The sequence below is a fragment of the Mycolicibacter sinensis genome, from assembly GCF_001667945.1.
Lineage (GTDB): Bacteria > Actinomycetota > Actinomycetes > Mycobacteriales > Mycobacteriaceae > Mycobacterium > Mycobacterium sinense_B.
In genome coordinates this window covers 90,314-112,867 of sequence record NZ_LZJK01000039.1, presented here as the reverse complement: position 1 = coordinate 112,867, position 22,554 = coordinate 90,314, and the positions used below count along the sequence as shown (strand labels likewise).

Here is a 22,554-nt window from a genome sequence, read left to right as displayed (position 1 = left end):
CTGATAGCAGTCCAGCCGGTCTCGCCGGTATTTCTGGCATGCTCGCAGACATGACCGATCCGTCATGGCCACCGGCCGGGTGGCAGCCCTACCCGCCGCCGGGCCACCCGCCCCCATATCCGGGCTATCCGGACATGTGGGCGCCGTTCGGCCGCCACCCGGTGACCGGACAGCCGTACTCGGACAAATCGAAAGTCACCGCAGCGCTGCTACAGCTGCTCGGGCTCTTCGGTTTCCTCGGGTTCGGCCGCATGTATCTGGGCCAGGCCGGGCTGGGCATCGTCCAGCTGCTGATCGGTCTGGTGGCCACCGTCACGACATACGGAATCGGCATCAGCGTGCCGATCATCTGGGCCATCATCGAAGCGATCCTGATCCTGAGCGGGCGGGTGCACGACAAGCAGGGCCGGACGCTGCGCGAGTTCACATAACCCCTTGGCGCCAAGTGTTCCTGAGGAAGACAGCTCAGGCGGCCCGACTATGCTGGCGTCGTGAATAGGCGCGGCAAGATCGTCTGCACTCTCGGCCCGGCGACCCACTCCGCGGAGATGGTCAGGGCATTGGTCGATGCCGGCATGGATGTGGCCCGACTGAACTTCAGCCACGGCGACCACGAAGACCACCGAGCTTCTTACGAATGGGTGCGCATCGCCTCGGACGCGACCGGGCGGGCGGTCGGCGTGCTCGCCGATCTGCAGGGACCCAAGATCCGCCTGGGCCGCTTCGCCGACGGCCCCACCTATTGGGCGAACGGTGAGACGGTGCGCATCACCGTCGCCGATTGCCCCGGTGACCACGATCGGGTCTCCACCACCTACAAGCAGCTGGCCGCCGATGCCGCACCCGGCGATCGGGTCCTGGTCGACGACGGCAAGGTCGGCCTTGTGGTGGAGCACATCGACGGCGACGACGTGGTGTGCACCGTCACCGAGGGCGGTCCGGTCAGCAACCACAAGGGCATGTCCCTGCCGGGCATGAACGTCTCCGCGCCCGCGCTGTCGGAAAAAGACATCGAGGACCTGGAATTCGCCCTCGACCTCGGTGTCGACATGGTGGCACTGTCGTTCGTGCGCTCGCCTTCGGACGTGGAGTTGGTGCACGAGGTGATGGACCGGGTTGGGCGCCGGGTCCCGGTGATCGCCAAATTGGAGAAGCCCGAGGCGATCGATGACCTCGAGGCCGTGGTGCTGGCCTTCGACGCGGTGATGGTGGCTCGTGGCGACCTGGGGGTGGAGCTCGCCCTCGAAGAAGTGCCGTTGGTGCAGAAGCGTGCCATCCAGGTGGCGCGGGAGAACGCCCGGCCGGTGATCGTCGCGACCCAGATGCTGGAGTCGATGATCGAGAACTTCCGGCCGACCCGCGCCGAGGCGTCCGATGTGGCCAACGCGGTGCTCGACGGCGCCGACGCGGTGATGCTTTCCGGTGAGACCGCGGTGGGCAAGTATGCCCTGGAGGCGGTGCGGACGATGAGCAGGATCGTGTGTGCGGTGGAGGAGAATTCCACGGCCGCACCGCCGTTGACGCATGTGCCGCGCACCAAACGCGGGGTGATCTCATACGCGGCCCGCGAGATCGGTGAGCGGCTCGACGCCAAGGCACTGGTGGCGTTCACTCAGTCGGGTGACACCGTCCGGCGGCTGGCGCGGTTGCACACCCCGCTGCCGTTGCTGGCCTTCACCGCGCTGCCCGAAGTCCGCAGCCAACTCGCAATGACTTGGGGCACTGAGACATTCATCGTCCCGCAGATGCAGTCGACCGACGGGATGATCCGTCAGGTCGACAAGGCGTTGCTGGATCTGGGCCGCTACCAGCGCGGTGATCTGGTGGTCATCGTCGCGGGCGCCCCGCCTGGCACGGTGGGCTCGACCAACCTGATCCACGTACACCGGATCGGGGAGGACGACGTCTAGTGCCGGCCGAGTCGAACACGGACTTCGTGGAGCTGTTGGCCATCCTGGATCTCAAGGCCACCCAAGACGACGTGTTCGTCGGATCGCATCCCAGCAAGACCCCGCTGCGCACCTTCGGTGGACAGCTGATGGCGCAGTCGTTTGTCGCCGCGAGCCGCACCGTCGCCGACACCCTGCCGCCCGGCGCACTGGCGGTCCATTTCATCAACGGCGGAGATCCGGCCCGCGACATTGAATTCCGGGTGCACCGGCTGCGCGACGAACGCCGTTTCGCCAACCGCCGGGTCGACGCGATGCAGGGCGACACCTTGGTCGCCACCGCGATGGTCTCCTACCTATCGGGGGGCCGCGGACTCGAGCACAGCGTGGCAGCGCCGACGGTCGCCGAGCCGGAGTCGCTGCCCCGGGTCCGAGAGATACTCAAGGGCTACGAAGAGGTCGTGCCCGGCTTCGTCAACGCGCCGCATCCGATCGAATGGCGCTACACCAACGACCCCGCCTGGGTGATGCGCGACAAGGGCGAGCGGCTCGAACACAATCGGGTCTGGATGAAGGCTGACGGAGTGCTGCCCGAAGACCCGGTGCTGCATACCGCGCTGATGGTGTATTCGTCGGACACCACGGTGCTCGATTCGATCATCACCACCCATGGGCTGTCGTGGGGCTTCGACCGGATCTTCGCGGCGAGCGCCAACCACAGCCTGTGGTTTCACCGGCCGGTGCGTTTCGACGACTGGGTGCTGTACTCGACGTCCTCCCCGGTGGCCGCGGACTCGCGCGGGTTGGGCAGCGGGCACTTCTTCGACCGGTCCGGGCAGCTGATCGCCACCGTCACCCAAGAGGGCGTCCTGAAGTACTTCCCGAGCACCAAACGCTGACGCGCAGATCTAAGCCGGCATCAGCGCCGGATCCGACGACTCCTGCACCAAGGGTGCTTCGGCGCTACCGAACTTGTTCTCGAAGTGCTCCCGGAACCGCTCGGTGCACTGCTGCTGGGCGGCAGTATCGGAGCCGGCCTTCGTCATGCAGTCCACGTAGTCACCGCCGCCGGCGGTCCGCCAGATGCCGACGTAGACGAAGATGCAGCCGATTCCGGCCACCACGGCCAGCGCCCCGAGCACGATACCGGCGATCGCGACCCCGCCGTTGTCGGCTTCACCGCGCTTGGCCCGGCCGTGGCCGACGAACCCGAGCACCATAGCGACGATGCCGAGCACCACACCGCCGATCACCGACAGCGCGGTCACGATGCCGGCGATGGCGACCACCAGGGCGGCGATGCCGGCACCGTTCCGGGGCGCGCTGCGCGGGCCCGGCGGAGGATAGCCGGGGTGGCCGGGGTACTGCCCGGGCACCGGATACGGGTACGGGTAGCCCGGCGGGGGATAGCCGCCGCCGGCCGGCGGCCAGGACGGTTGAGACTCAGGCGACAGCGAAGGCATCCCGGGCTCGGGCATTGCGCGGACTCCACATCAGAGCATCAGACAGGTGTCAAACGGGTCAGATCTCAGGGTACCCGCGTTGGCGCCAGCGGGTCCCCGAGCTGGTAGGGCGGCTATGTGCCCGACACCGCCGCGTCGATCCGGCGGGACGCCGCCCGCACGCGCAAGGCCGTGATGATCTCGACGATCCCGATGACGATCAGCCAGCTGCCGACCACCAGCGCCAGGATCCACAGCGAGGTGAACGGCGCCGCCAGCGTCACCAACCCGGCCAGCAGGCTGACCACACCCATGACGATCTGCCAGCCACGGCCCGGCAGCGCCGGGTCACTGATGGCCGCGACGGTGGTGGCCACACCGCGGAAAATGAAGCCGACCGCGATCCAGATGGCCAGCAGCAACACCGCGAGGGCTTCCTCGTCGGCGTTGAAGTGCCGGAAACACAGCACGGCCAGAATCACCGAGGCGGTACCACTGAGAAACAGCAGCACCCGCCCGCCCGCGGACACGATGGGCAGACTGAACGCGAAGATCAGCTGAGCAACGCCGGTGATCACCAGATAGATGCCGAACAGCACGGCGGCGGCCAGGATGGTCCGGCCCGGCCAGACCAGGATCAGCACGCCCAGGGCCAGGGCCAGCACACCGGAGACCAGTGTCGACTTCCACAGATGCGGCAGCAGACCGGAAGGGGTTGTTTCCATGGCCGAAGTCTGGCACAGATACCGGCGTGCGGCCGGGGGATTGGCCCTGATCACCGCGTCAGGCGGCCGGGGCGACCTGCGAGGCGTAGATCTCGGCGAGGAACTGCTCGACAGCCAGCGCGGCATGCGCTGCCCGCGGCGAGCCGAAGATATCGAAGGCGTGCTGGGCCACCGGCAACTCCGCATAGACGACGGGGCTCGTGCTGACGTCGCGCAACCGGGCGGTGAAGACGCGGGCCTGCTCGACGGGCACCAGCGAGTCGTTGCGGCCGTGCAGCACGAAAAACGGTGGCGCATCAGCGGATATGTACGTCATGGGTGATGCGGCGCGGTAGGTGTCCGGGAACCGGCGCCGGCTCTGCTTGAACACGTAGGCGCTCAGTGCCGGTGCCAGCAGCGGATGCAGATCAGTGTCGCCGGTGAAGTCGTAGATGCCGTAGAACGGAATCGCCGCCCGCACGCTGGTGTCGGCATCGGCGAAACCCGGCTGGAACCGGGGGTCGCCGGCCGTCAGCGCGGTCAACGCGCACAGGTGACCGCCCGCCGACCCGCCGGTCACCGCCACCCAGTCCGGGTCGCCGCCGTAGTCGGCGATGTGGGCTTTGGTCCAGGCCAGGGCCCGTTTGACGTCGACGATGTGGTCGGGCCAGGTGGAACGTGGGCTGAGCCGGTAGTTGATCGACACGCACACCCAGCCCCGCTCCACCAGGTGGGTCATCAGCGGATGTGCTTGGCCCCGTTTGCTTCCCACCATCCAGGCGCCCCCGGGAATCTGGAGCAGCACCGGCGCGCGGCCATCGCGGGGGAGGTCGCGGTGCCGCCACACATCGAGGGTGTTGCGGCCGCCGTATTCGCCGTAGGGGATGTCGGCGTCGGTGGCGTAGTCGCGGTAGACCCGCATCATGCGCACCAGCCCGGGCGCTTTGGCGATTTCGCCGTCGGGGCCCGGCCGCTTCCACAGGTCAGCGCCGTCGGTGCGCCGGCCCGCGCCGAGCTCGGCGTCCAGCGCCGCGGTGAGCGGCCGATTGGCGGTGCGCCCGGCGTGGCTCAGCCCGAGCAGGCCCAGCCAGGACAGCGCCGACACCACCCAACCGAACCGTCTTGCCCGCGGCGGCAACCAGCGCGACACCGCTGCCAACGTCGCGGACTGCCCGGCGATGAGTTGCAGCGGAAGCTCGGAGGCGAATACCCCGAACGCGAACGCATACAGCGACGCGTAGCCGTGCTTGGTCAGCGGGCGGTAGCCGTTGAGGGTGGTGGCGAATCCAGCCAGCGAGCCGAGCACGGCCAGAAGCCTCGTCATCACGCTCCTCTGCGTCGTGGGACACCCTGATTCGGCACCCTACCGAAGAAGCCGGTCGCGTCCCCAGGTCAGCGCGCAGGGACCGACAGCGACCGGGCCGCCGGACCGTGCGCGGCGGGCCGGCGCGCACCCACCAGGAACCAGGTATGCATGACGCCCTTGCCCTTGACGTCGACGTCGCCGCGTTCCTCGAACACGAAATCACTGCTCAACCGCTCGTGGACCTCCCGCGGTACCTGGATACGGTTCGCGACGCCGGTGGACTCCATCCGGGAGGCCAGGTTCACCGCATCGCCCCACACGTCGTAGAAAAACCGGCGATTGCCGACCACCCCGGCGACCACCGGCCCGGCGGCCAGCCCGATCCGCAGCGACACCGGTCGGCTCAGCGGATCGCGCAGTTCGGCGACGGTGTCGGCGATGTCGAGCGCCAGCCGCGCCAGCGCATGCAGGTGATCCGGTCTCGGCTCGGGCACGCCGCTGACCACCATGTAGGAGTCGCCGCTGGTCTTGATCTTCTCCAGCCCATGCGCGTCGACGAGCCGGTCGAGACCGGTGTAGAGCTCGTTGAGGAATTCGACCAGCCGGCCCGGATCGGTCTGGCTGGCCCGCCGGGTGAAGTCGGCGATATCGGCGAACAGCACCGAGGCGTCCGGATAGCTGTCAGCGATCACGTCGACGGCCGGGTTCTTCAGCCGGTCGGCGACCGCCGTGGGCAAGATGTTGGCCAACAGCGCTTCGGAACGTTCGTACTCGGCCTCCATCGCCGCTTCGGCGTGCGCTATCTCGCGCAGCGCGAACCAGACCGTGGCGACCACCATGAAGCACGCCGAGACCACCACCAGCGCGAAGGACAGGTTGTGCAGCCAGGCCGGCTGATTCAGCTTGTCGGCAGGGACCAGGAACTGCAGGGCGATCGTCAGCGCGGCGCCGAGGCCTGCCACGACGGCGGCCAATGTGATCCGGTCGACGCCGAGGATGAGCACGCTGATCGATGCCGACGCCAGGAAGTAGAACTGGATGCCCGAGCCGGTCCCGACCACCCAGCAGATCACGAACGTCGTCAGGTAGGCGATGCCGACGAATGTCAGGGGCGCGATCAGCTCGCCGTAGTGGTAGAGCAGCGGGGTCAGCACGAAGGCGGCGGCGGCGATCAGATTGAGCGCACCGATCCACCAATAGGTGGGATCGGCCCAGATCTCCAGCAGCCCGAAGCCCGCACTGATGATCGCAGCCAGCCCGGCGGAGACCTTGAGGATCCGCAGCCGCTGCGACAGCCGCGCCGCGTAATGCCGGGTGCGGGCCGGTATGCAGTGCGAGTGCCGGTAGGGGCCCTGGGCCTCGGCCGGCACCGCCAGGAACCGCTTGACGGTCACAATCGACAGCCTAATCCGGTGAGCTGCGCAGTTGGCGGTTTCACCGGGCGGCTAACGTCGGGGGCCATGGTGCTGCGTTCGATCGCGCTGTTCGTGCTCGCCGCCGTCGCCGAGATCGGCGGCGCCTGGCTGGTGTGGCAGGGGGTGCGTGAACAACGCGGCCTGCTGTGGGCCGGGGCCGGGGTGATCGCCCTGGGGTTGTACGGGTTCGTGGCGACGTGGCAGCCCGACGCCCACTTCGGCCGGATCCTGGCCGCCTACGGAGGCGTCTTCATCGCAGGTCTTCGCCTACTCTTGAGTCGTCGACTACAGCGGTGCGCGCCTACGTGGGTTAGGACTTATGAGATTCAGCAAGTTGCACATACAAAATTTTAAAGCTATTCGTAGACTTGGCATCGATGACTTAACAGATTTCATACTTATCGCGGGGCCTAACGGCTGTGGGAAATCGTGCGTATTCGATGCAATTCGACTGCTCAAATCTATCTATGGTGGATACGATGGCGCAGAATGGATGCAGTGGTTCGGCGAATTTCAAATTGACATGAACGATCGTGAGCAGTTCAGGCGACTCTTTCGCGACCCGGAAAAGCCAGTGCATATCGCCGCCACCATTGAACTGCATGATTCGGAGAAAGATTACCTCGATGCTAATGCGGAGCGGGTAGTAGAACCTGCCGCCTGGGCCTTAGCAATCGGACAGCCAATACCAAGCGCTGCCTTTTCCCCAGCCGTGGCAACTCAATTTCGTCAACATGGTGAGGCTGCCCAGCGGAATATCGTATCTCTTGCGCTCGCGCTACGCCAAACGCTTACGGAACCCGAACACCACATATCTCTCACCATTGGCTCCGACCTGAAGCTTTTGCACACCCCAAATTTTATTGTGGAAATGATCTTTCAGACATACGCGCCAGATCACTTGGGCGTAATTGAGTATCATAGCGCTTCGCGCGCCTATCAGCGAGAAGCCATCGGCGAGGTCAATTTAGACGCGAAGCATATCGATTCGCAACGCAGACAGCAGTCCCTATATAATTGGCAACAGAAATACGCCAACGTCAAGACCCAGTTGGCCACGACATATATCCGTGACTTGATTTCGCGAGAGTCCGGCGCGCCATCCGGTCAATCGGATCTGAACGAAACGCTCAAAGAACTGTTTCAGACATTCTTCCCTGACAAAAAATATTTGGGAGTCGAACCGGATCCTAACGGCGGACTGAAGTTCCCCGTGCGCACCAGAGGCGGGCAAGTGCACGACATCAACGAACTCAGTTCAGGGGAAAAAGAAGTACTCTACGGCTATCTTTGGCTACGCAATTCGACGCCTCGAAATTCGATGATACTGCTAGATGAGCCGGAGTTACATCTAAACCCTGGCCTTCTACGCGGATTTCCCGACTTCTATCACAAGCACCTGGGCAAGGCGAGGGATAATCAATTATGGCTTGTCACCCACTCGGACGCATTGCTCCGTCAAGCTGTTGGGAACCCCAACTACAGCGTATTCCATATGACTGCGGCCGATACTGAGGACTTCGCAGACAATCAAGCCGTGCCAATTACGGCACACAACGAGTTAGAACGTGCAACCATAGATCTTGTTGGCGACCTCGCGATGTACCGCCCGCAAGGAAAGGTGGTGCTATTCGAGGGCGGCGGCGATACTGACACTGATGTGCGGATTACTGAAAAGCTCTTTCCAAATTTCGCGAAGAGCGCAAATCTTGTGAGCGGCGGCAGTAAACAACGTGTTCGAGATCTCTATGAGGTTCTGGCGCACACTGCCGAGCGGGTAGGTTTGGCTAGAAGATTTTTCGCCGTTACCGATAGAGATTCAGCACCATGGGAATCGTCGCCGCAAGGTGCCCACCACTTAAGCTGGGATGCCTACCACATCGAGAACTACCTGTTAGAGCCCCGTTTTGTCCGCGAGGCTGTCGGTGTTCTCTTGGGACGTCCAAAGTTCGATTCCGACGACCAGGTCACAGAAGCGCTCGTAGGTGCAGCAAGGGATGTTTTACCAGGACTTGTCGTCACCAGGCTGAGGAAAATTGTGAACGACAGGATCGTATCGTCGGTGAAACTCGGCGGCGACCCTAACAAGCAAGACGCGGCAGAAGCGCTCATTGCCTCGGTCGAGGCGACATTCGGCCGTCTAAACGATGCCCGAGGCACCATCGACATGACGTTCCTTCAGGAGCATGCAGCGGCCATCAGAGGTGACTTCGAGGCCGCTCTTGAGAACGGCACATGGGTGAGCGAAATACCTGGCCGGTCCATCTTGCAGCGCTTCGCCGCTCGGGAGCTGTCCGGTGCCGGCAGCTACGAGGGGTTCCGCAACGTCATCGTGGACCAAATGGTTGATGCCGCATACGAACCGCCGGGAATGCGGCTAGTGATCGACTTCATCACGGCAACCGACCCAGCGCTCGGTCCGGCCGCTTAATGCGGACCCCGCCAACGTCTGATTGCTGGGTGTGACCCGCCGGCTGAGGCGCCCGCAATGAGACTGCCCGACCTGCTGGTTCCTGTGGGTGCCCTCGGTGAGATTCGAACTCACACTGTACGGGTTTTGAATCCGTTTCCTCTGCCAGTTGGGATACGAGGGCGTAAGCGCTTGGGCGCGGGTCTCCACCTTAGACGATGCCCCGCGGGGTTGCCGCGGCCGCCAGCCGCGACAGAATGGGGTGGTGACTGCGTCGACATCCGAGAGCGCCGCGCGCCCTGCCCGCCGGGTCCTGATCGCCGAGGACGAGGCGCTGATCCGGCTGGATCTCGCCGAAATGCTGCGGGAAGAGGGCTACGAAGTGGTCGGCGAGGCCTGCGACGGCCAGGAGGCCGTGGAGCTGGCCGAGCTGCTGCGCCCGGACCTGGTGATCCTCGACGTGAAGATGCCGCGCCGCGACGGCATCGACGCGGCCTCGGAGATCGCCGGCAAACGCATCGCGCCGATCGTCATGCTCACCGCGTTCAGCCAGCGCGACCTGGTGGAACGGGCCCGCGACGCCGGGGCGATGGCCTATCTGGTCAAGCCCTTCACCGCTGGTGACCTGGTCCCGGCCATCGAGTTGGCAGTCAGCCGCTCCGAGGAGATCGCCGCGCTGGAACGCGAAGTCAGCACCCTGTCGGAGCAACTGGCAACGCGCAAGCTCATCGAGCGGGCCAAGGGCCTGCTGCAGGCCAAGCAGGGACTGAGCGAGCCCGAAGCGTTCAAGTGGATTCAGCGGGCGGCGATGGACAAGCGGACCACCATGCGGCAGGTGGCCGAGGTGGTCCTGGAAACCCTCGACACGGCGGCGAACCCCCCGGCCTGACCACCGTTGCGGTTGCTCAACGGCTACGCTCGATGACGTGCAGCGCAGAATCATGGGCATCGAGACCGAGTTCGGTGTCACCTGCACCTTCCACGGCCACCGGCGCCTGTCGCCCGACGAGGTGGCGCGGTACCTGTTCCGCCGGGTGGTGTCGTGGGGCCGTAGTTCGAATGTCTTCCTGCGCAACGGCGCTCGGTTATACCTGGATGTCGGCAGCCATCCCGAGTACGCCACCGCCGAGTGCGACAACCTGACCCAGCTGGTCACCCACGACCGGGCCGGTGAACGGGTGCTCGAAGACCTGCTCATCGATGCCGAGCAGCGGCTGGCCGATGAGGGCATCGGCGGCGACATCTACCTGTTCAAGAACAACACCGACTCGGCCGGTAACTCCTACGGCTGCCACGAGAACTATCTGATCGTGCGGGCCGGAGAGTTCTCCCGGATCTCCGATGTGCTGCTGCCGTTCCTGGTGACCCGCCAGCTGATCTGCGGCGCCGGCAAGGTGCTGCAGACCCCCAAGGCCGCCACGTTCTGCTTGTCGCAGCGCGCCGAACACATCTGGGAGGGCGTCTCCAGCGCGACCACCCGCTCCCGCCCGATCATCAACACCCGCGACGAGCCGCACGCCGACGCCGAGAAGTACCGCCGGCTGCATGTCATCGTCGGCGACTCCAACATGTCGGAGACCTCGACCCTGCTCAAGGTCGGCAGCGCGGCGCTGGTGCTGGAGATGATCGAGGCCGGCGTGCCCTTCCGCGACTTCTCGCTGGACAACCCCATCCGGGCGATCCGCGAGGTCAGCCACGACGTCACCGGTCGCCGGCCGGTGCGGCTGGCCGGGGGACGCCAAGCCGGCGCCCTGGACATCCAACGCGAATACTTCGGGCGGGCCGTGGAGTACGTGCGGACGCGGGCCAGCAACCCGCAGCTCGAGCAGGTCATCGACTTGTGGGGCCGCCAGCTCGACGCCGTGGAAACCCAGGATTTCGCCAAGGTGGACACCGAGATCGACTGGGTGATCAAGCGAAAGCTGTTCCAGCGCTACCAGGATCGCTACGACATGGAGCTGTCGGACCCGAAGATCGCCCAGCTGGATCTGGCCTATCACGACATCAAACGCGGCCGCGGCGTGTTCGATCTGCTGCAGCGCAAAGGCCTGGCCGCCCGGGTCACCACCGACGAGGAGGTCGACGAGGCGGTCGACACCCCGCCGCAGACCACCCGGGCCAAGCTGCGCGGTGAATTCATCAGTGCCGCACAGGCGGCCGGACGCGACTTCACCGTCGACTGGGTGCACCTCAAGCTCAACGATCAGGCCCAGCGCACCGTGCTGTGCAAGGACCCGTTCCGGTCCGTTGACGAGCGGGTCAAACGCCTGATCGCCAGTATGTAGCGCCTATCCTCTCTTCTCATGGCGACCGCCAAAGTCGAACGGCTCTTGAACCTGGTCATCGCGTTGCTGTCCACTCGCGGTTACCTCACCGCGGAGAAGATCCGCACCAACGTCGCGGGCTACGACAGCACCCAGAACCTCGACGCCTTCTCCCGGATGTTCGAGCGCGACAAGAACGAGCTGCGTGACCTGGGCATTCCGCTGGAGACCGGGAAAGTGTCGGGTCTGGACCCGGTCGAGGGCTACCGGATCAACCCCGAGGCCTACGCGCTGCCCGCGATCGAACTCACCCACGAAGAAGCGGCCGCGGTCGCGGTCGCCGTCCAGCTGTGGCAGTCGCCGGAGTTGCGCGCCAACGCCCAGGGCGCGGTGACCAAACTGCAGGCCGCCGGTGTCGACGTGGACGCGGACCGCGCCGACGTGCTGGTTGCCCCGCCGGCGGCGCTGCCGGGCATCCATCGCGCCGAGCCGGCGCTGCGGGCGCTGATGGACGCCGTCCAGGCGGGGCAGGCCGTGCAGTTCGGCCATCGCCCGTCACCGGTGGCGCCCTACAGCACCCGCACCGTGGAGCCGTGGGGGGTGGTCACCCACGGCGGACGCTGGTACCTGGTGGGCCACGACCGCGACCGCGATGCGGTACGCACCTTCCGGATGTCGCGGATCGCCGACGATGTCACACCGATCGGGCCGCCGGGCGCGGTCACCCGCCCCGACACCGCCGATCTGCGCCAGATCGTCGCGGCCGCCGTAGGGGAGGCTCCCAGTGGTCTGCAGGCGCGTATCTGGGTCGCCGACGGTCGGGCCGTGGCGCTGCGCCGAGCCGGCACGGTACTGGGCCGCGAGGCGTTAGCCGGCCGCGACGGCGACGTCATCGGCGTCGACATCGGCACCCACGACCGGCTGGCCCGGGAGATCGCCGGGCATGGGGCCGACGCCGTCGTCCTGGACCCGCCCACGCTGCGCGACGACGTGGTGGCCCGCCTCACCGCTTGCGCCCGGGGGGTGCCGGCGTGAGCCCGCTGTCGACCCGGCTGGTCCGGCTGCTCAACATGGTGCCCTATTTCCTGGCCCGCCCGGGCATCACCAAAGAGCAGGCCGCCGCCGAACTCGGGGTGAGTCTGGGCCAGTTGCAGAGCGACCTGGAGCAGCTGGCGGTGTGCGGGTTGCCCGGTTACGGGCCCGGGGACCTGATCGACCTGACGTTCTACGAAGACCGCATCGACGTCTACGAATCCGCGGGAGTGGATCGGCCCTTGCGGCTGACCTCGCGCGAGGCCACCGCCATGCTGATGGCGCTACGGGCGCTGGTCGACATGCCCGGCATCGTCGACCCGCGGGCCGCCCGCAGCGCGATCGCCAAGATCGAGAACGCCGCCGGCACCGCGGTGCAAGAAGCCTCCGAGGCCGCCGGCGACGACAACGCGGCCGCCGACGTGGTCCGCGACGCCGTGCGCCGCCACCGTGCCCTGGCCATCGACTACTACGCCGCCTCGCGCGACACCTCGTCGCACCGGGTCGTCGACCCGATCCGGGTGGTGCTGATCGCCAACCACAGCTACCTGGAGGCCTGGTGTCGCGAGTCAGCCGGTGTGCGGTTGTTCCGCTTCGACCGCATCGACGGAGCCGAGGTGCTCGACGAGCCGTCCACGCCGCCGGAACCGGCGCGGCAGGCTGAGACCGACACGTCGTTGTTCGATGCCGATCCGTCGATGCCGGTCGCGACCGTGCGGGTGGCGCCCTCAGCAGCGTGGATGTTCGAGTACTACCCGATGCGTCTGGTGGCGGAGCTGTCCGACGGGTGGCGCGAGGCGGAGCTGACGTACGCCTCCCACGAGTGGTTGACCCGGCTGCTGCTGGGGATGGGCGACGAGGTGCAGGTGGTGGCGCCGGAGTCGCTGGCGGCCCGGGTGCGCGATGCCGCGGCGGCCGCACTGGCGGTGTATGGCGGGGTACGTACCGGCTCCGGCTAACAGCCCGCGCTGCGCGGAGGCGGGCCGACCTGCGGTACTGCGGTAGCATCGAGGCGACGTCTGGAGGTATCCGAAGTGGGCAGTCTCAGTCCGTGGCACTGGGCAATCCTGTTGCTCGTAGTGGTCGTGCTGTTCGGCGCCAAGCGGCTCCCCGACGCGGCACGGTCGCTCGGCAAGTCGCTGCGAATCTTCAAATCCGAGATCCGCGAACTGCAGGGCGAGAGCAAGGCGGAACCATCTGCCACGCCATCACCAGTACAGTCCGAACGCGTCGAGCCACCGGCTGACCCACGGTCGGCCTAGGCTCTCGTCTCCGCAGCGCCCGAGCGCCCCGTGATGGTGCGTGCCACCAGCTTCGTCAAGCGGCTTGACCCACGCCAACGGCGCAGCCGCACCAATCCCGACGGGACGATGTCGCTCGTCGACCACATCCGTGAACTGCGCACCCGGTTGCTGCTCTCACTGGCCGGGATCGCGGTGACCACCGCCTTCGGGTTCGCCTGGTACTCGCACGGCTTCCTGGGGATGGAAAGCCTCGGCGAGTGGCTAAGACATCCCTATTGCGCGCTGCCCGACTCCGCGCGAGCACAGATCGCTTCTGACGGGCACTGCCGACTGCTGGCCACCGGGCCGTTCGATCAGTTCATGCTCCGGCTCAAGGTCGCTGTCGCCGCCGGCGTGGTGCTGGCCTGCCCGATCTGGTTCTACCAGCTGTGGGCCTTCATCACACCGGGGCTGTACCGCAAAGAGCGCCGCTTCGCGGTGGTGTTCGTCGTGTCGGCGGCCGTGCTGTTCGTCACCGGCGCCGTCCTGGCTTATCTGGTGCTGGCCAAAGCGCTGGGCTTTCTGTTGACCATCGGCAGCGACGTCCAGGTGACCGCGCTGTCCGGCGAACGCTATTTCGGTTTCCTGATCAACCTGCTGCTGGTGTTCGGGATCAGCTTCGAGTTCCCCTTGCTGATCGTGATGCTCAATCAGGTCGGCGTGCTCAGCTACGCCCGGCTGGCCGCATGGCGGCGCGGGTTGATCTTCGCAGTGTTCGCGTTCGCGGCGGTCGCCACGCCGGGCTCCGATCCCTTCTCGATGACCGCGCTGGGCCTAGCGCTGACGCTGCTGCTGGAGCTCGCGATCCAGATCGCCCGGCTGCACGACAAGCGCAAGGCCAAGCGGGAGGCGGCCGCACCACTGCCCGACGACGAAGCCTCGCCCATCGAAGCTCCCGCCCCCGTCGCCGCGCCGCATGAGTAGCTGCCCGGCATGACCGAACTGAGCCGGTTCGCCACGGAACTGCCGTTCGGGCTGGACGACTTCCAGCGCCGGGCATGCCAGGCCCTGCAAGACGGCCGAGGTGTGCTGGTGTGCGCCCCGACCGGCGCCGGCAAAACCGTGGTCGGAGAGTTCGCGGTGCACCTGGCCCTGGCCGCCGGCGGCAAGTGCTTCTACACCACCCCGATCAAGGCGCTGAGCAACCAGAAGCACACCGACTTGGTCGCCCGCTACGGCAAGGACCGGGTCGGGCTTTTGACCGGTGACCTGTCGGTCAACGCCAACGCGCCGGTGGTAGTGATGACCACCGAGGTGTTGCGCAACATGCTCTACGCGGATTCGCCTGCTCTGCAGGGGCTTTCGCATGTGGTGATGGATGAGGTGCACTTCCTGGCCGACCGGATGCGCGGCGCAGTCTGGGAGGAGGTCATCTTGCACCTGGCCGATGAGGTGCGGCTGGTCAGCCTGTCGGCCACAGTCAGCAACGCCGAGGAATTCGGCGGCTGGATCCAGACCGTGCGCGGGGACACCACCGTTGTCGTCGACGAGCACCGTCCGGTGCCGCTGTGGCAGCACATGATGGTCGGCAAGCGGCTCTTCGACTTGTTCGAATCCGGGCCCGGCGCCGAGGGGCCGGGCCGCCCGCGCGTGGACCCACAACTGTTGCGGCACATCGCCCACCGCCGCGAAGCCGACCGGCTCACCGACTTCTCACCACGCCGCCACTCGGGCAGGGGCGGCCCAGGGCGCCCGGCCTACCGGCCCCCGATGCGCCCCGATGTGATCGCGGTGCTGGACTCGGCCGGGCTGCTGCCGGCGATCACCTTCGTGTTCTCCCGCGCCGGCTGCGATGCCGCAGTCAAGCAGTGCCTGCGTTCACCGCTGCGGTTGACCACCGAGTCCGAGCGCGCCCGGATCGCCGAGGTGATCGACCACCGCTGCGGTGACCTCGCCGACGACGACCTGGCCGTGTTGGGCTATTACGAATGGCGCGAGGGGCTGCTGCGCGGGCTGGCGGGCCACCACGCCGGGCTGCTGCCGGTGTTTCGCCACACTGTCGAGGAGTTGTTCGCCGCCGGCCTGGTCAAGGCCGTGTTCGCCACCGAGACCCTGGCGCTGGGCATCAACATGCCCGCCCGCACGGTGGTGCTGGAACGCTTGGTCAAGTTCAACGGCGAACAGCACGCCGCATTGACGCCGGGGGAGTACACCCAGCTGACCGGGCGGGCCGGCCGGCGCGGCATCGACGTCGAGGGCCATGCGGTGGTGCTGTGGCATCCGGGGGAGGCCACCGCCGATCCCGACCAGGTGGCCGGGCTGGCATCTACCCGTACCTTCCCGCTGCGCAGCTCGTTCGCGCCGTCGTACAACATGACGATCAACCTTGTCCAGCAGATGGGCCCCGAGCAGGCCCACCGGTTGTTGGAGCAGTCGTTCGCCCAGTATCAGGCCGACCGCTCCGTGGTCGGCCTGGTGCGCGGCGCCGAACGCGGCGAACGGATGCTCGATGAGATCGCCGCCGAACTCGGCGGCCGCGACGCGGCGGTACTCGATTACGCCCGGCTGCGGGCGAAGATCTCCGAACGGGAACGCGCCCAGGCGCGTGCCTCCCGGTTGCAGCGCCGTCGGGCCGCCAGTGATGCCTTGGCGGCGTTGCGGAAAGGCGACATCATCACCTTGACCCACGGCCGCCGCAGTGGTCTGGCGGTGGTGCTGCAAGCCGACCGGGACTCCGACGAACCGCGGCCGCTGGTCCTCACCGAGCACCGGTGGGCCGGCCGGATCTCCTCGGCCGACTACTCCGGCGCCATACCGCCGATCGGCACCATGAGCCTGCCCAAGCGGGTGGAGCACCGCCAGCCCCGGGTCCGTCGCGACCTGGCCTCGGCGTTGCGGTCCGCGGCGGCCGGGCTGGTGGTGCCCAACCCGCGCCGGCGGCGCGGCAGCGGGCCGCCGGAGGAACCGGTGGATCCGGAACTGGCCGCGCTGCGCCAGCGCATGCGCGACCACCCGACCCACGCCGAGCCGGATCGCGAGGCCAAGGTGCGCACCGCCGAGCGCTACCTGCGGGTAGAGGCCGACAATGCGCAGCTGCGCCGCAAGGTCGAGGCGGCCACCAACTCGCTGGCCCGCACCTTCGACCGGATCGTCGGGCTGCTCGCCGAGCGGGACTTTATCGCCGTGGGTGACGGTGATCCGAAGGTGACCTCCGACGGCCGGATGCTGGCCCGGATCTACAGCGAGAGCGACCTTTTGGTCGCCGAGTGTCTGCGGACCGGGGCGTGGGACGGTCTCGGCCCGGCGGAACTGGCCGCAGTGGTCTCCGCGGTGCTCTACGAATCACGCGGTGCGGACGGCCCGGGTGGGCCGCCCACCCTGCAACCGCCCACCGAGCCGGTGCGCCGGGCGCTGCATCAGACCCGCAGGCTCGCCGCGGCGCTGCGGGCCGACGAGCGCCGGCACGGCATCACCGCGAGCCGTGAGCCCGACGAGGGCTTCGTCGCCGCGGTGTATCGCTGGGCTCGCACCGGCGACCTGGCTTCGGCGCTGGACGCTTCGGACGCGGCCGGGGCCGGTTCGCCGTTGTCGGCGGGTGACTTTGTGCGCTGGTGCCGCCAGGTGCTCGACCTGCTCGATCAGCTGCGCAATGCGGCGCCCGGAGCCGACCTGCGCGCAACCGCAAAACAGGCCATCGACACGGTTTTGCGCGGCGTAGTCGCCGTTGACGCCGGGTAGGCTGGTCCGGGCGCTACGGTGGAGAGCCGGCGGTGATCAGCACCCGCTACGTGAGAGGACTCGAGGAACAACGATGAGCGGACCGCAGGGATACGACCCGACGCAGCCGTGGCAGCCTCAGCAGCCCGGACAGCCCGAAGAACAGCCGGGCACCGGCCAGAGTCCTGCAACCGGCGCCGAGCAGCAGTGGCAGCCGCCGGCCTACACGCCGTCGCAGTACCCGCAGCAGACGTCCTACCCCTCGGCGCCGCAGTATCCCGGCTATCCGCAACCGGAGCAGTACGGCCAGCCGGCCCAGTATGGCCAGTACGGGCAACCCGCTCAGTACGGCCAGCCGGGTCAGTACGGGCAGCCCGGCCAGTACGGCCAGCCCGGCCAGTACGGGCAGCCGGGCCAGTACGGCCAACCCGGTCAGTACGGTCAGTACCCCCAACAGCCGGGCCAGTTCGGTCAAGCCGGGCCGGCGAACAAGCGCCCGACCGCGCTGGTCGGCACCGTGCTCGCCGCATGCGTGGGCATCGCCGCTCTGGTGGTGCTGGTGCTGGGGTTCTGGAAGCCCGGGTTCTTCGTGACCACCAAGCTCGACGTCGAAAAGGCGCAGCAGGGCGTGCAGCAGATCCTGGCCGACCAGACCAACGGCTACGGCGCGAAGAACGTCAAGGACGTCCGGTGCAACAACGGTCAGAGCCCGGTGGTCAAGCAGGGCGACACGTTCAACTGCGAGGTCAGCATCGATGGCACCAAACGTCAGGTGACCGTCACCTTCCAGGACAACTCGGGTACCTACGAGGTCGGCCGGCCCAAGTAGCTCAGTCCGGCAGCGTGTCGAGTGCCCGCTGCAGCCGGGCGATCGAGGATCCGACGCCGAAGCGGTCGGCCAGTTCGGCGACGCGAGCGGGGTCGGCCGCCGCCAGCGGCAAGGTGTCCGACGGTGTCGACAGCTTGACCGGGGCGTCGGTAGCCACCCGCACCACCGGGCCGGCGGCGGCGATATAGTCTTGCGCCGCCTGCAATTTGGCTCGCACTCCCTTGGCCATCGGCGAGCCCGGATCAGCCGCGGCGTCCAACACGGCCGCCAGCGAACCGTACCGGGCCAGCAGCCCGACCGCTGTCTTCTCGCCGATCCCGGGCACACCGGGCAGCCCGTCCGACGGGTCCCCGCGCAGCAGCGCCATCTCGGCGTAGGCGGCGCCGGCGCGCTCGGCGGGCAGACCGTAGCGCTGCGCCACCTCCGCCGGGCCGAACAGGGTCGCCTGCGCCAGCCCGCGCCCGAGGTAGAGCACCGACACCGCAACCGGGCGGTCGGCGACCACCTGCAGCAGGTCACGGTCGCCGCTGACCACGATCACCGGATCCTTGCGTTCGGCCGCGGCCAGCGTGCCCAGCACGTCATCGGCCTCGAAGTCCGGCGCCCCGGCGGTGGCGATCCCGAACGCGTCGAGCAGATCGGCGATCATCTCCACCTGGGGACTCAGGTCGTCGGGGACCTCCTCGACATCTGGGTCGTCGGGCACTTCTTCAGCCACCCGGTGCGCCTTGTAGGAGGCGATGAGGTCGACCCGCCACTGCGGCCGCCAGTCCAGATCCAGGCAGACCGCCAACCGGCCGGGACGCTGCCGGGTGATCAGGGTGGCCACCGAGTCGAAGAAGCCGCGCACGGCGTTCACCGGACGGCCGTCGGGAGCGGTGATCGAAGACGGCACCCCGAAGTAGGACCGGAACCACATACTGGCACCGTCGAGCAGCAGCACGGGAGCAGGCATGATTGCCACCCTATTTCCCCCCGCGAGTGGGAATACCACGACGGCACTCAGGCGTGTCGCCTCGTGAGATTCGCACTCGCGGGCCGGTTAGCCTGGTGTGCGTGACTTCCCGGTTCGACAGCTCCGTGTACGCCGACCGCCTGGCCGCCGCGGCCGCCGCCACCGCTGACGCCGGCCTGGACGGGATGGTGATCACCCCGGGCTACGACCTGCGCTACCTGATCGGGTCGCGCGCCCAGACCTTCGAGCGGCTGACCGCGTTGGTGGTGCCCGCGTCCGGCCGGCCCACCATGGTGGTGCCGCGGCTGGAGTTGGCGGCGCTGCGCGAATCGGCGGTGGCCGACCTGGGTATCGCAGTGCAGGACTGGGTCGACGGGCAGGATCCCTACCGCCTGGTGGGCGCGGCGCTGGGTGCATCGCCGACTTCCGCGGCGGTCACCGAGTCGATGCCGGCCTTGCATCTGCTGCCGCTGACCGATGTGCTGCGGACGACTCCGGTGCTGGCCACCGAGGTGTTGCGCGAGCTGCGAATGATCAAGGACCCCAGCGAGATCGACGCGCTGCGTAGGGCCGGTGCAGCGATCGATCGGGTACACGCCCGGGTGCCGGAGTTTCTGGTGCCGGGCCGCACCGAGGCCGACGTCGCCGCAGACATTGCTGAAGCGATTGTCGCCGAGGGGCATTCGGAGGTCGCATTCATCATCGTCGGTTCCGGGCCGCACGGCGCCGACCCGCACCACGAGTGCTCGAACCGCGAGCTAGAAACCGGCGACATCGTCGTGGTGGACATCGGCGGCCCGGTCGAGCCTGGATACCATTCCGACTCGACCCGGACCTACAGCCTGGGGGAGCCGGATCCGCAAGTGGCGCAGCGGTATTCGGTCTTGCAGCGGGCGCAGCGCGCGGCGGTCGAGTGCATCCGCCCCGGGGTTCCGGCGCAGCAGGTCGACGCGGCGGCACGCGATGTGCTGGCCGAAGCGGGATTGGCGGACTACTTCGTGCACCGCACCGGCCACGGCATCGGCTTGTCGGTGCATGAGGAGCCCTACATCGTCGCCGGCAACGACGTTGCGCTGGCCGCCGGGATGGCGTTCTCGGTCGAGCCGGGCATCTATTTCCCCGGCGAGTGGGGCGCCCGGATCGAAGACATCGTGATCGTCACCGAGGACGGCGCCGAGCCACTGAACAACCGGCCGCACGATCTGGTAGTGGTACCGGGCTAACGGTTGCCGCGATCGAGCAGGTCGGCCGACCCGAGCACGCGCTCTACCTGCACTTCGATCACCACGCGCTGCGGGTTCACCCGCGGCGTGCGGTATCGCTGGGCATAGCGCAGCTCCGCGTCACGCACGGCGGCGGCCGCGTCGTTGACGCTGGCGCGGCCCTCCAGCGAGAGCCAGCGCGCGCCGTCGACTTGGCTCAGCACCGCCACCCCGGCGCGCTCGGCGTTGACCGCCTTCTGCGAACCGCCGGTGGTGATCACCCGGGCGATGTGGGTTTTCGGATCAAAGGTGAAGCCGACCGCGACGACGTGTGGAGAGTTGTCGGCGCGCAGGGTGGTCAGCATCGCCAGGTGGCGTTCAGTGAGAAACGCCAGCGCGTCGCTGGTCAGCCGGGTCGTCGCGTTCGCCATCACCGTTCACGCTAGCGCAGGCGATAATCGCAGCCGTGAACGACACGGTGGACGGGCCGGTGGTGATTTTCGGCGGGCGCAGCGAAATCGGCGTGGAGTTGGCGTGCCGACTGGCGCCCGGCGCGACGGTGGTGCTGGCCGCCCGCGCTGCTGACCGGCTCGACGCCCAGGTCGCCGCGGTGCGCAACGCGGGTGCCGCGGCGGTGCACACCATAGAGTTCGACGCCGACGACCTGGCCGGGCACGGCCCCCTGGTCGCGGCCCTGATCGCCGAGCACGGCCCGATCGGCACCGCGGTGCTGGCCTTCGGGATCCTGGGCGACCAGGCCCGCGCGGAATCCGATGCCGCGCACGCGGTGGCCGTGGTCCACACCGACTACGTTGCACAGGTCAGCTTGCTCACCCACCTGGCCGCGGCGATGCACGCGGCCGGCCGGGGCCGCCTGGTGGTGTTCTCGTCGATCGCGGGGGTGCGGGTCCGCCGCGCCAACTACGTCTACGGCTCGGCCAAGGCCGGTCTGGACGGGTTCGCCAATGGACTTGCCGATGCCTTGCACGGCACCGGCGTGCAGTTGCTGATCGTGCGTCCGGGGTTCGTCATCGGGCGGATGACGGCCGGTATGAAACCGGCTCCGCCGGCCAGCACGCCGGCCCAGGTGGCGGACGCAACCGCTCGCGCGCTCGCCCGGGGCCGACGCATGGTCGCCGTGCCCTGGCTACTGCGGCCGATGTTCGCCGTGATGCGGCTGGTGCCGCAGGCCCTCTGGCGGCGGATGCCGCGCTGACCGGGCGAAGATGATCGCAATCCGATGCTCGTAACGTGGCAGGAAACTGACATCAATGTAAGAAAAGCCGAGGAATCTGGTACGCTGGTCTGGTCATCGCCCTTCTAACAGGACTATGGTCTAAAACCATGGACGATCGTGATAAAGACCCGTCGGTGGTGCTGCCCTATCTGATCGGTCGGCCGCTGCCTGCGACCGAAGTCTATGAAGCTTTCGGTTACCGCAAGTCCGCCTACTACAAGGCGGCACACGAAGGCCGGCTCATCACCGCCGACAACCTGCTCCGGGTCGCCCAGCACTTCGGCCTCAACGCCGTTGATCTGCTGGTCCGCTACGGTCTGATCTCCGCCGACGCGGTGGCCGCCTACGTGGACTCGGCCCAGCCGAAGCCCGCGCTGCCCAAGCTGGCCGAGCTGCACCCGCTGCCGAGCCGGCCTCCGCTGTAGCCCGGGCCGACTCGCCCCGTTGTCACGCTTCCGGCGCCGCGGCTCCGGGCGGGTAGATTCGCGTCCGTGGCACCGACCTTTGCTGACCTCGCCCAGTCCGACTACCTGCTGCTGACCACGTTCACCAAAGACGGCCGCCCCAAGCCGACTCCGGTGTGGGCGGCCGCCGACGGCGACCGGCTGTTGGTAATCACCCAGGAATCGTCGTGGAAGGTCAAGCGGATCCGTAACACCCCGCGCGTCACCCTGGCGGTCTGTGACATGCGGGGCCGTCCCAAAGGTGAGGCGATCGAGGCGCTGGCCACCGTCCTGGACAAGTCGGACAACGGCGCCGTCTACGCCGCGATCGGCAAGCGCTATGGGCTCATCGGCCGGGTGTTCAACGTGTTCAGCAAGCTGCGGGGCGGCATGCATAACAACGTCGGGCTGGCGCTGACCGCCGCCGGCTGAGGACGCGACCGGGTCACATATAGTGGACTTCAATCATTGAAATTGCCATTGTTG

At 67.5% G+C, this 22,554-nt stretch carries 22 protein-coding genes, 1 tRNA gene and 1 pseudogene; 17 read left to right on the top strand and 7 right to left on the bottom strand.

The genetic code is table 11. The features are described 5' to 3' along the window. Positions 1 to 50: 50 nt before the first annotated feature. Genes A5694_RS04780 through A5694_RS04770 form a run of 3 tightly spaced genes read left to right on the top strand, consistent with a single transcriptional unit; the run spans position 51 to position 2,788 of the window. On the top strand, positions 51 to 431 hold the full coding sequence (locus A5694_RS04780; protein WP_064920727.1) for an NINE protein: 381 nt from the start codon (positions 51 to 53) through the stop codon (positions 429 to 431). 60 nt (positions 432 to 491) lie between these two features. Further along, positions 492 to 1,910 carry a pyruvate kinase gene (pyk, locus tag A5694_RS04775; protein ID WP_064920689.1) on the top strand — a complete coding sequence of 473 codons (1,419 nt, stop codon included), beginning with the start codon at positions 492 to 494 and terminating at the stop codon, positions 1,908 to 1,910. Then, entirely contained in the window at positions 1,910 to 2,788 is an 879-nt protein-coding gene (locus A5694_RS04770) for an acyl-CoA thioesterase II (protein ID WP_064920688.1), read from the top strand. The genes pyk and A5694_RS04770 overlap by 1 nt, the downstream gene beginning before the upstream one ends. 9 nt (positions 2,789 to 2,797) lie before the next feature. On the opposite strand, the gene A5694_RS04765 is transcribed toward A5694_RS04770, so the two are convergent. The 4 genes from A5694_RS04765 to A5694_RS04750 form a co-directional block, all read right to left on the bottom strand. Next, a complete protein-coding gene (locus A5694_RS04765; protein ID WP_064920687.1) occupies positions 2,798 to 3,367 on the bottom strand; it encodes a DUF4190 domain-containing protein in 570 nt (189 codons plus the stop codon). Positions 3,368 to 3,465: 98 nt separating this feature from the next. Then, entirely contained in the window at positions 3,466 to 4,074 is a 609-nt protein-coding gene (locus tag A5694_RS04760; protein ID WP_064920726.1) for an HdeD family acid-resistance protein, read from the bottom strand. A 40-nt stretch (positions 4,075 to 4,114) separates the two neighbouring features. Further along, complete coding sequence (locus tag A5694_RS04755; RefSeq protein ID WP_064920686.1) at positions 4,115 to 5,359, bottom strand: alpha/beta hydrolase; 1,245 nt, start codon at positions 5,357 to 5,359, stop codon at positions 4,115 to 4,117. Positions 5,360 to 5,427: 68 nt separating this feature from the next. Further along, entirely contained in the window at positions 5,428 to 6,735 is a 1,308-nt protein-coding gene (locus A5694_RS04750; protein ID WP_207515917.1) for an adenylate/guanylate cyclase domain-containing protein, read from the bottom strand. A gap of 66 nt (positions 6,736 to 6,801) precedes the next feature. Between A5694_RS04750 and A5694_RS04745 the strand changes: the two are divergent. Further along, positions 6,802 to 7,017 (top strand): annotated as a pseudogene (locus A5694_RS04745) (YnfA family protein); the annotation flags it as partial. A gap of 58 nt (positions 7,018 to 7,075) precedes the next feature. After that, the gene (locus A5694_RS22385; RefSeq protein ID WP_082952505.1) at positions 7,076 to 9,187 is read left to right on the top strand and encodes an AAA family ATPase; all 2,112 of its coding nucleotides are present in this window, start codon (positions 7,076 to 7,078) and stop codon (positions 9,185 to 9,187) included. 89 nt (positions 9,188 to 9,276) lie between these two features. Here A5694_RS22385 and A5694_RS04735 read toward each other — a convergent pair. Continuing rightward, positions 9,277 to 9,350: transfer RNA gene (locus tag A5694_RS04735), tRNA-Leu, on the bottom strand. Between the two features lie 81 nt (positions 9,351 to 9,431). On the opposite strand from A5694_RS04735, the gene A5694_RS04730 reads away from it, so the two are divergent. The 8 genes from A5694_RS04730 (at position 9,432) to A5694_RS04695 (ending at position 18,231) form a co-directional block, all read left to right on the top strand. After that, a complete protein-coding gene (locus A5694_RS04730; protein WP_064920724.1) occupies positions 9,432 to 10,055 on the top strand; it encodes an ANTAR domain-containing response regulator in 624 nt (207 codons plus the stop codon). Positions 10,056 to 10,092: 37 nt separating this feature from the next. After that, entirely contained in the window at positions 10,093 to 11,451 is a 1,359-nt protein-coding gene (gene pafA / locus A5694_RS04725) for a Pup--protein ligase (protein WP_109535593.1), read from the top strand. Positions 11,452 to 11,469: 18 nt separating this feature from the next. Continuing rightward, positions 11,470 to 12,465, top strand: a complete 996-nt coding sequence (locus A5694_RS04720; RefSeq protein ID WP_064920683.1) for a helix-turn-helix transcriptional regulator — start codon at positions 11,470 to 11,472, stop codon at positions 12,463 to 12,465. Further along, positions 12,462 to 13,421, top strand: a complete 960-nt coding sequence (locus tag A5694_RS04715) for a helix-turn-helix transcriptional regulator (protein WP_064920723.1) — start codon at positions 12,462 to 12,464, stop codon at positions 13,419 to 13,421. The genes A5694_RS04720 and A5694_RS04715 overlap by 4 nt, the downstream gene beginning before the upstream one ends. A gap of 75 nt (positions 13,422 to 13,496) precedes the next feature. Continuing rightward, a complete protein-coding gene (gene tatA, locus A5694_RS04710) occupies positions 13,497 to 13,724 on the top strand; it encodes a Sec-independent protein translocase subunit TatA (RefSeq protein WP_064920682.1) in 228 nt (75 codons plus the stop codon). 33 nt (positions 13,725 to 13,757) lie between these two features. Next, the gene (gene tatC, locus A5694_RS04705; RefSeq protein WP_064920722.1) at positions 13,758 to 14,669 is read left to right on the top strand and encodes a twin-arginine translocase subunit TatC; all 912 of its coding nucleotides are present in this window, start codon (positions 13,758 to 13,760) and stop codon (positions 14,667 to 14,669) included. Between the two features lie 9 nt (positions 14,670 to 14,678). Next, the gene (locus tag A5694_RS04700; protein ID WP_064920681.1) at positions 14,679 to 17,423 is read left to right on the top strand and encodes a DEAD/DEAH box helicase; all 2,745 of its coding nucleotides are present in this window, start codon (positions 14,679 to 14,681) and stop codon (positions 17,421 to 17,423) included. Positions 17,424 to 17,496: 73 nt separating this feature from the next. Next, the gene (locus A5694_RS04695; protein WP_064920680.1) at positions 17,497 to 18,231 is read left to right on the top strand and encodes a DUF4333 domain-containing protein; all 735 of its coding nucleotides are present in this window, start codon (positions 17,497 to 17,499) and stop codon (positions 18,229 to 18,231) included. A 1-nt stretch (position 18,232) separates the two neighbouring features. On the opposite strand, the gene A5694_RS04690 is transcribed toward A5694_RS04695, so the two are convergent. Next, positions 18,233 to 19,186, bottom strand: coding sequence for a 5'-3' exonuclease (locus A5694_RS04690; RefSeq protein WP_064920721.1), 954 nt, complete (start codon positions 19,184 to 19,186; stop codon positions 18,233 to 18,235). Positions 19,187 to 19,281: 95 nt separating this feature from the next. Here A5694_RS04690 and A5694_RS04685 point away from each other — a divergent pair, with 95 nt between their 5' ends. Next, a complete protein-coding gene (locus A5694_RS04685) occupies positions 19,282 to 20,409 on the top strand; it encodes a M24 family metallopeptidase (protein ID WP_082952504.1) in 1,128 nt (375 codons plus the stop codon). On the opposite strand, the gene A5694_RS04680 is transcribed toward A5694_RS04685, so the two are convergent. Further along, positions 20,406 to 20,819: a F420-dependent biliverdin reductase gene (locus tag A5694_RS04680; RefSeq protein WP_064920678.1), complete on the bottom strand. Its 414-nt coding sequence runs from the start codon at positions 20,817 to 20,819 to the stop codon at positions 20,406 to 20,408. The two genes, A5694_RS04685 and A5694_RS04680, sit on opposite strands and share 4 nt — an antisense overlap. Positions 20,820 to 20,854: 35 nt before the next feature. Between A5694_RS04680 and A5694_RS04675 the strand changes: the two genes are divergently transcribed. The 3 genes from A5694_RS04675 to A5694_RS04665 all read left to right on the top strand — a co-directional run bounded on the left by A5694_RS04675 (position 20,855) and on the right by A5694_RS04665 (position 22,500). Continuing rightward, complete coding sequence (locus A5694_RS04675) at positions 20,855 to 21,604, top strand: SDR family NAD(P)-dependent oxidoreductase (RefSeq protein WP_064920677.1); 750 nt, start codon at positions 20,855 to 20,857, stop codon at positions 21,602 to 21,604. A gap of 128 nt (positions 21,605 to 21,732) precedes the next feature. Then, positions 21,733 to 22,050 (top strand): hypothetical protein, encoded by a 318-nt coding sequence (locus A5694_RS04670; protein ID WP_064920676.1) that lies wholly within the window; start codon positions 21,733 to 21,735, stop codon positions 22,048 to 22,050. Between the two features lie 66 nt (positions 22,051 to 22,116). Continuing rightward, positions 22,117 to 22,500 carry a PPOX class F420-dependent oxidoreductase gene (locus A5694_RS04665; protein ID WP_064920675.1) on the top strand — a complete coding sequence of 128 codons (384 nt, stop codon included), beginning with the start codon at positions 22,117 to 22,119 and terminating at the stop codon, positions 22,498 to 22,500. Positions 22,501 to 22,554: the final 54 nt, after the last annotated feature.

What these genes read in the sequence shown, in the direction of transcription:
- A5694_RS04780 (WP_064920727.1), top strand. Translation starts at nt 51, where the DNA reads ATGACCGATCCGTCATGGCCACCGGCCGGGTGGCAGCCCTACCCGCCG.
- A5694_RS04765 (WP_064920687.1), bottom strand. Translation starts at nt 3,367, where the DNA reads ATGCCCGAGCCCGGGATGCCTTCGCTGTCGCCTGAGTCTCAACCGTCC.
- A5694_RS04755 (WP_064920686.1), bottom strand. Translation starts at nt 5,359, where the DNA reads ATGACGAGGCTTCTGGCCGTGCTCGGCTCGCTGGCTGGATTCGCCACC.
- A5694_RS22385 (WP_082952505.1), top strand. Translation starts at nt 7,076, where the DNA reads ATGAGATTCAGCAAGTTGCACATACAAAATTTTAAAGCTATTCGTAGA.
- A5694_RS04720 (WP_064920683.1), top strand. Translation starts at nt 11,470, where the DNA reads ATGGCGACCGCCAAAGTCGAACGGCTCTTGAACCTGGTCATCGCGTTG.
- tatC (WP_064920722.1), top strand. Translation starts at nt 13,758, where the DNA reads ATGGTGCGTGCCACCAGCTTCGTCAAGCGGCTTGACCCACGCCAACGG.
- A5694_RS04700 (WP_064920681.1), top strand. Translation starts at nt 14,679, where the DNA reads ATGACCGAACTGAGCCGGTTCGCCACGGAACTGCCGTTCGGGCTGGAC.
- A5694_RS04695 (WP_064920680.1), top strand. Translation starts at nt 17,497, where the DNA reads ATGAGCGGACCGCAGGGATACGACCCGACGCAGCCGTGGCAGCCTCAG.
- A5694_RS04690 (WP_064920721.1), bottom strand. Translation starts at nt 19,186, where the DNA reads ATGCCTGCTCCCGTGCTGCTGCTCGACGGTGCCAGTATGTGGTTCCGG.
- A5694_RS04680 (WP_064920678.1), bottom strand. Translation starts at nt 20,819, where the DNA reads ATGGCGAACGCGACGACCCGGCTGACCAGCGACGCGCTGGCGTTTCTC.
- A5694_RS04670 (WP_064920676.1), top strand. Translation starts at nt 21,733, where the DNA reads ATGGACGATCGTGATAAAGACCCGTCGGTGGTGCTGCCCTATCTGATC.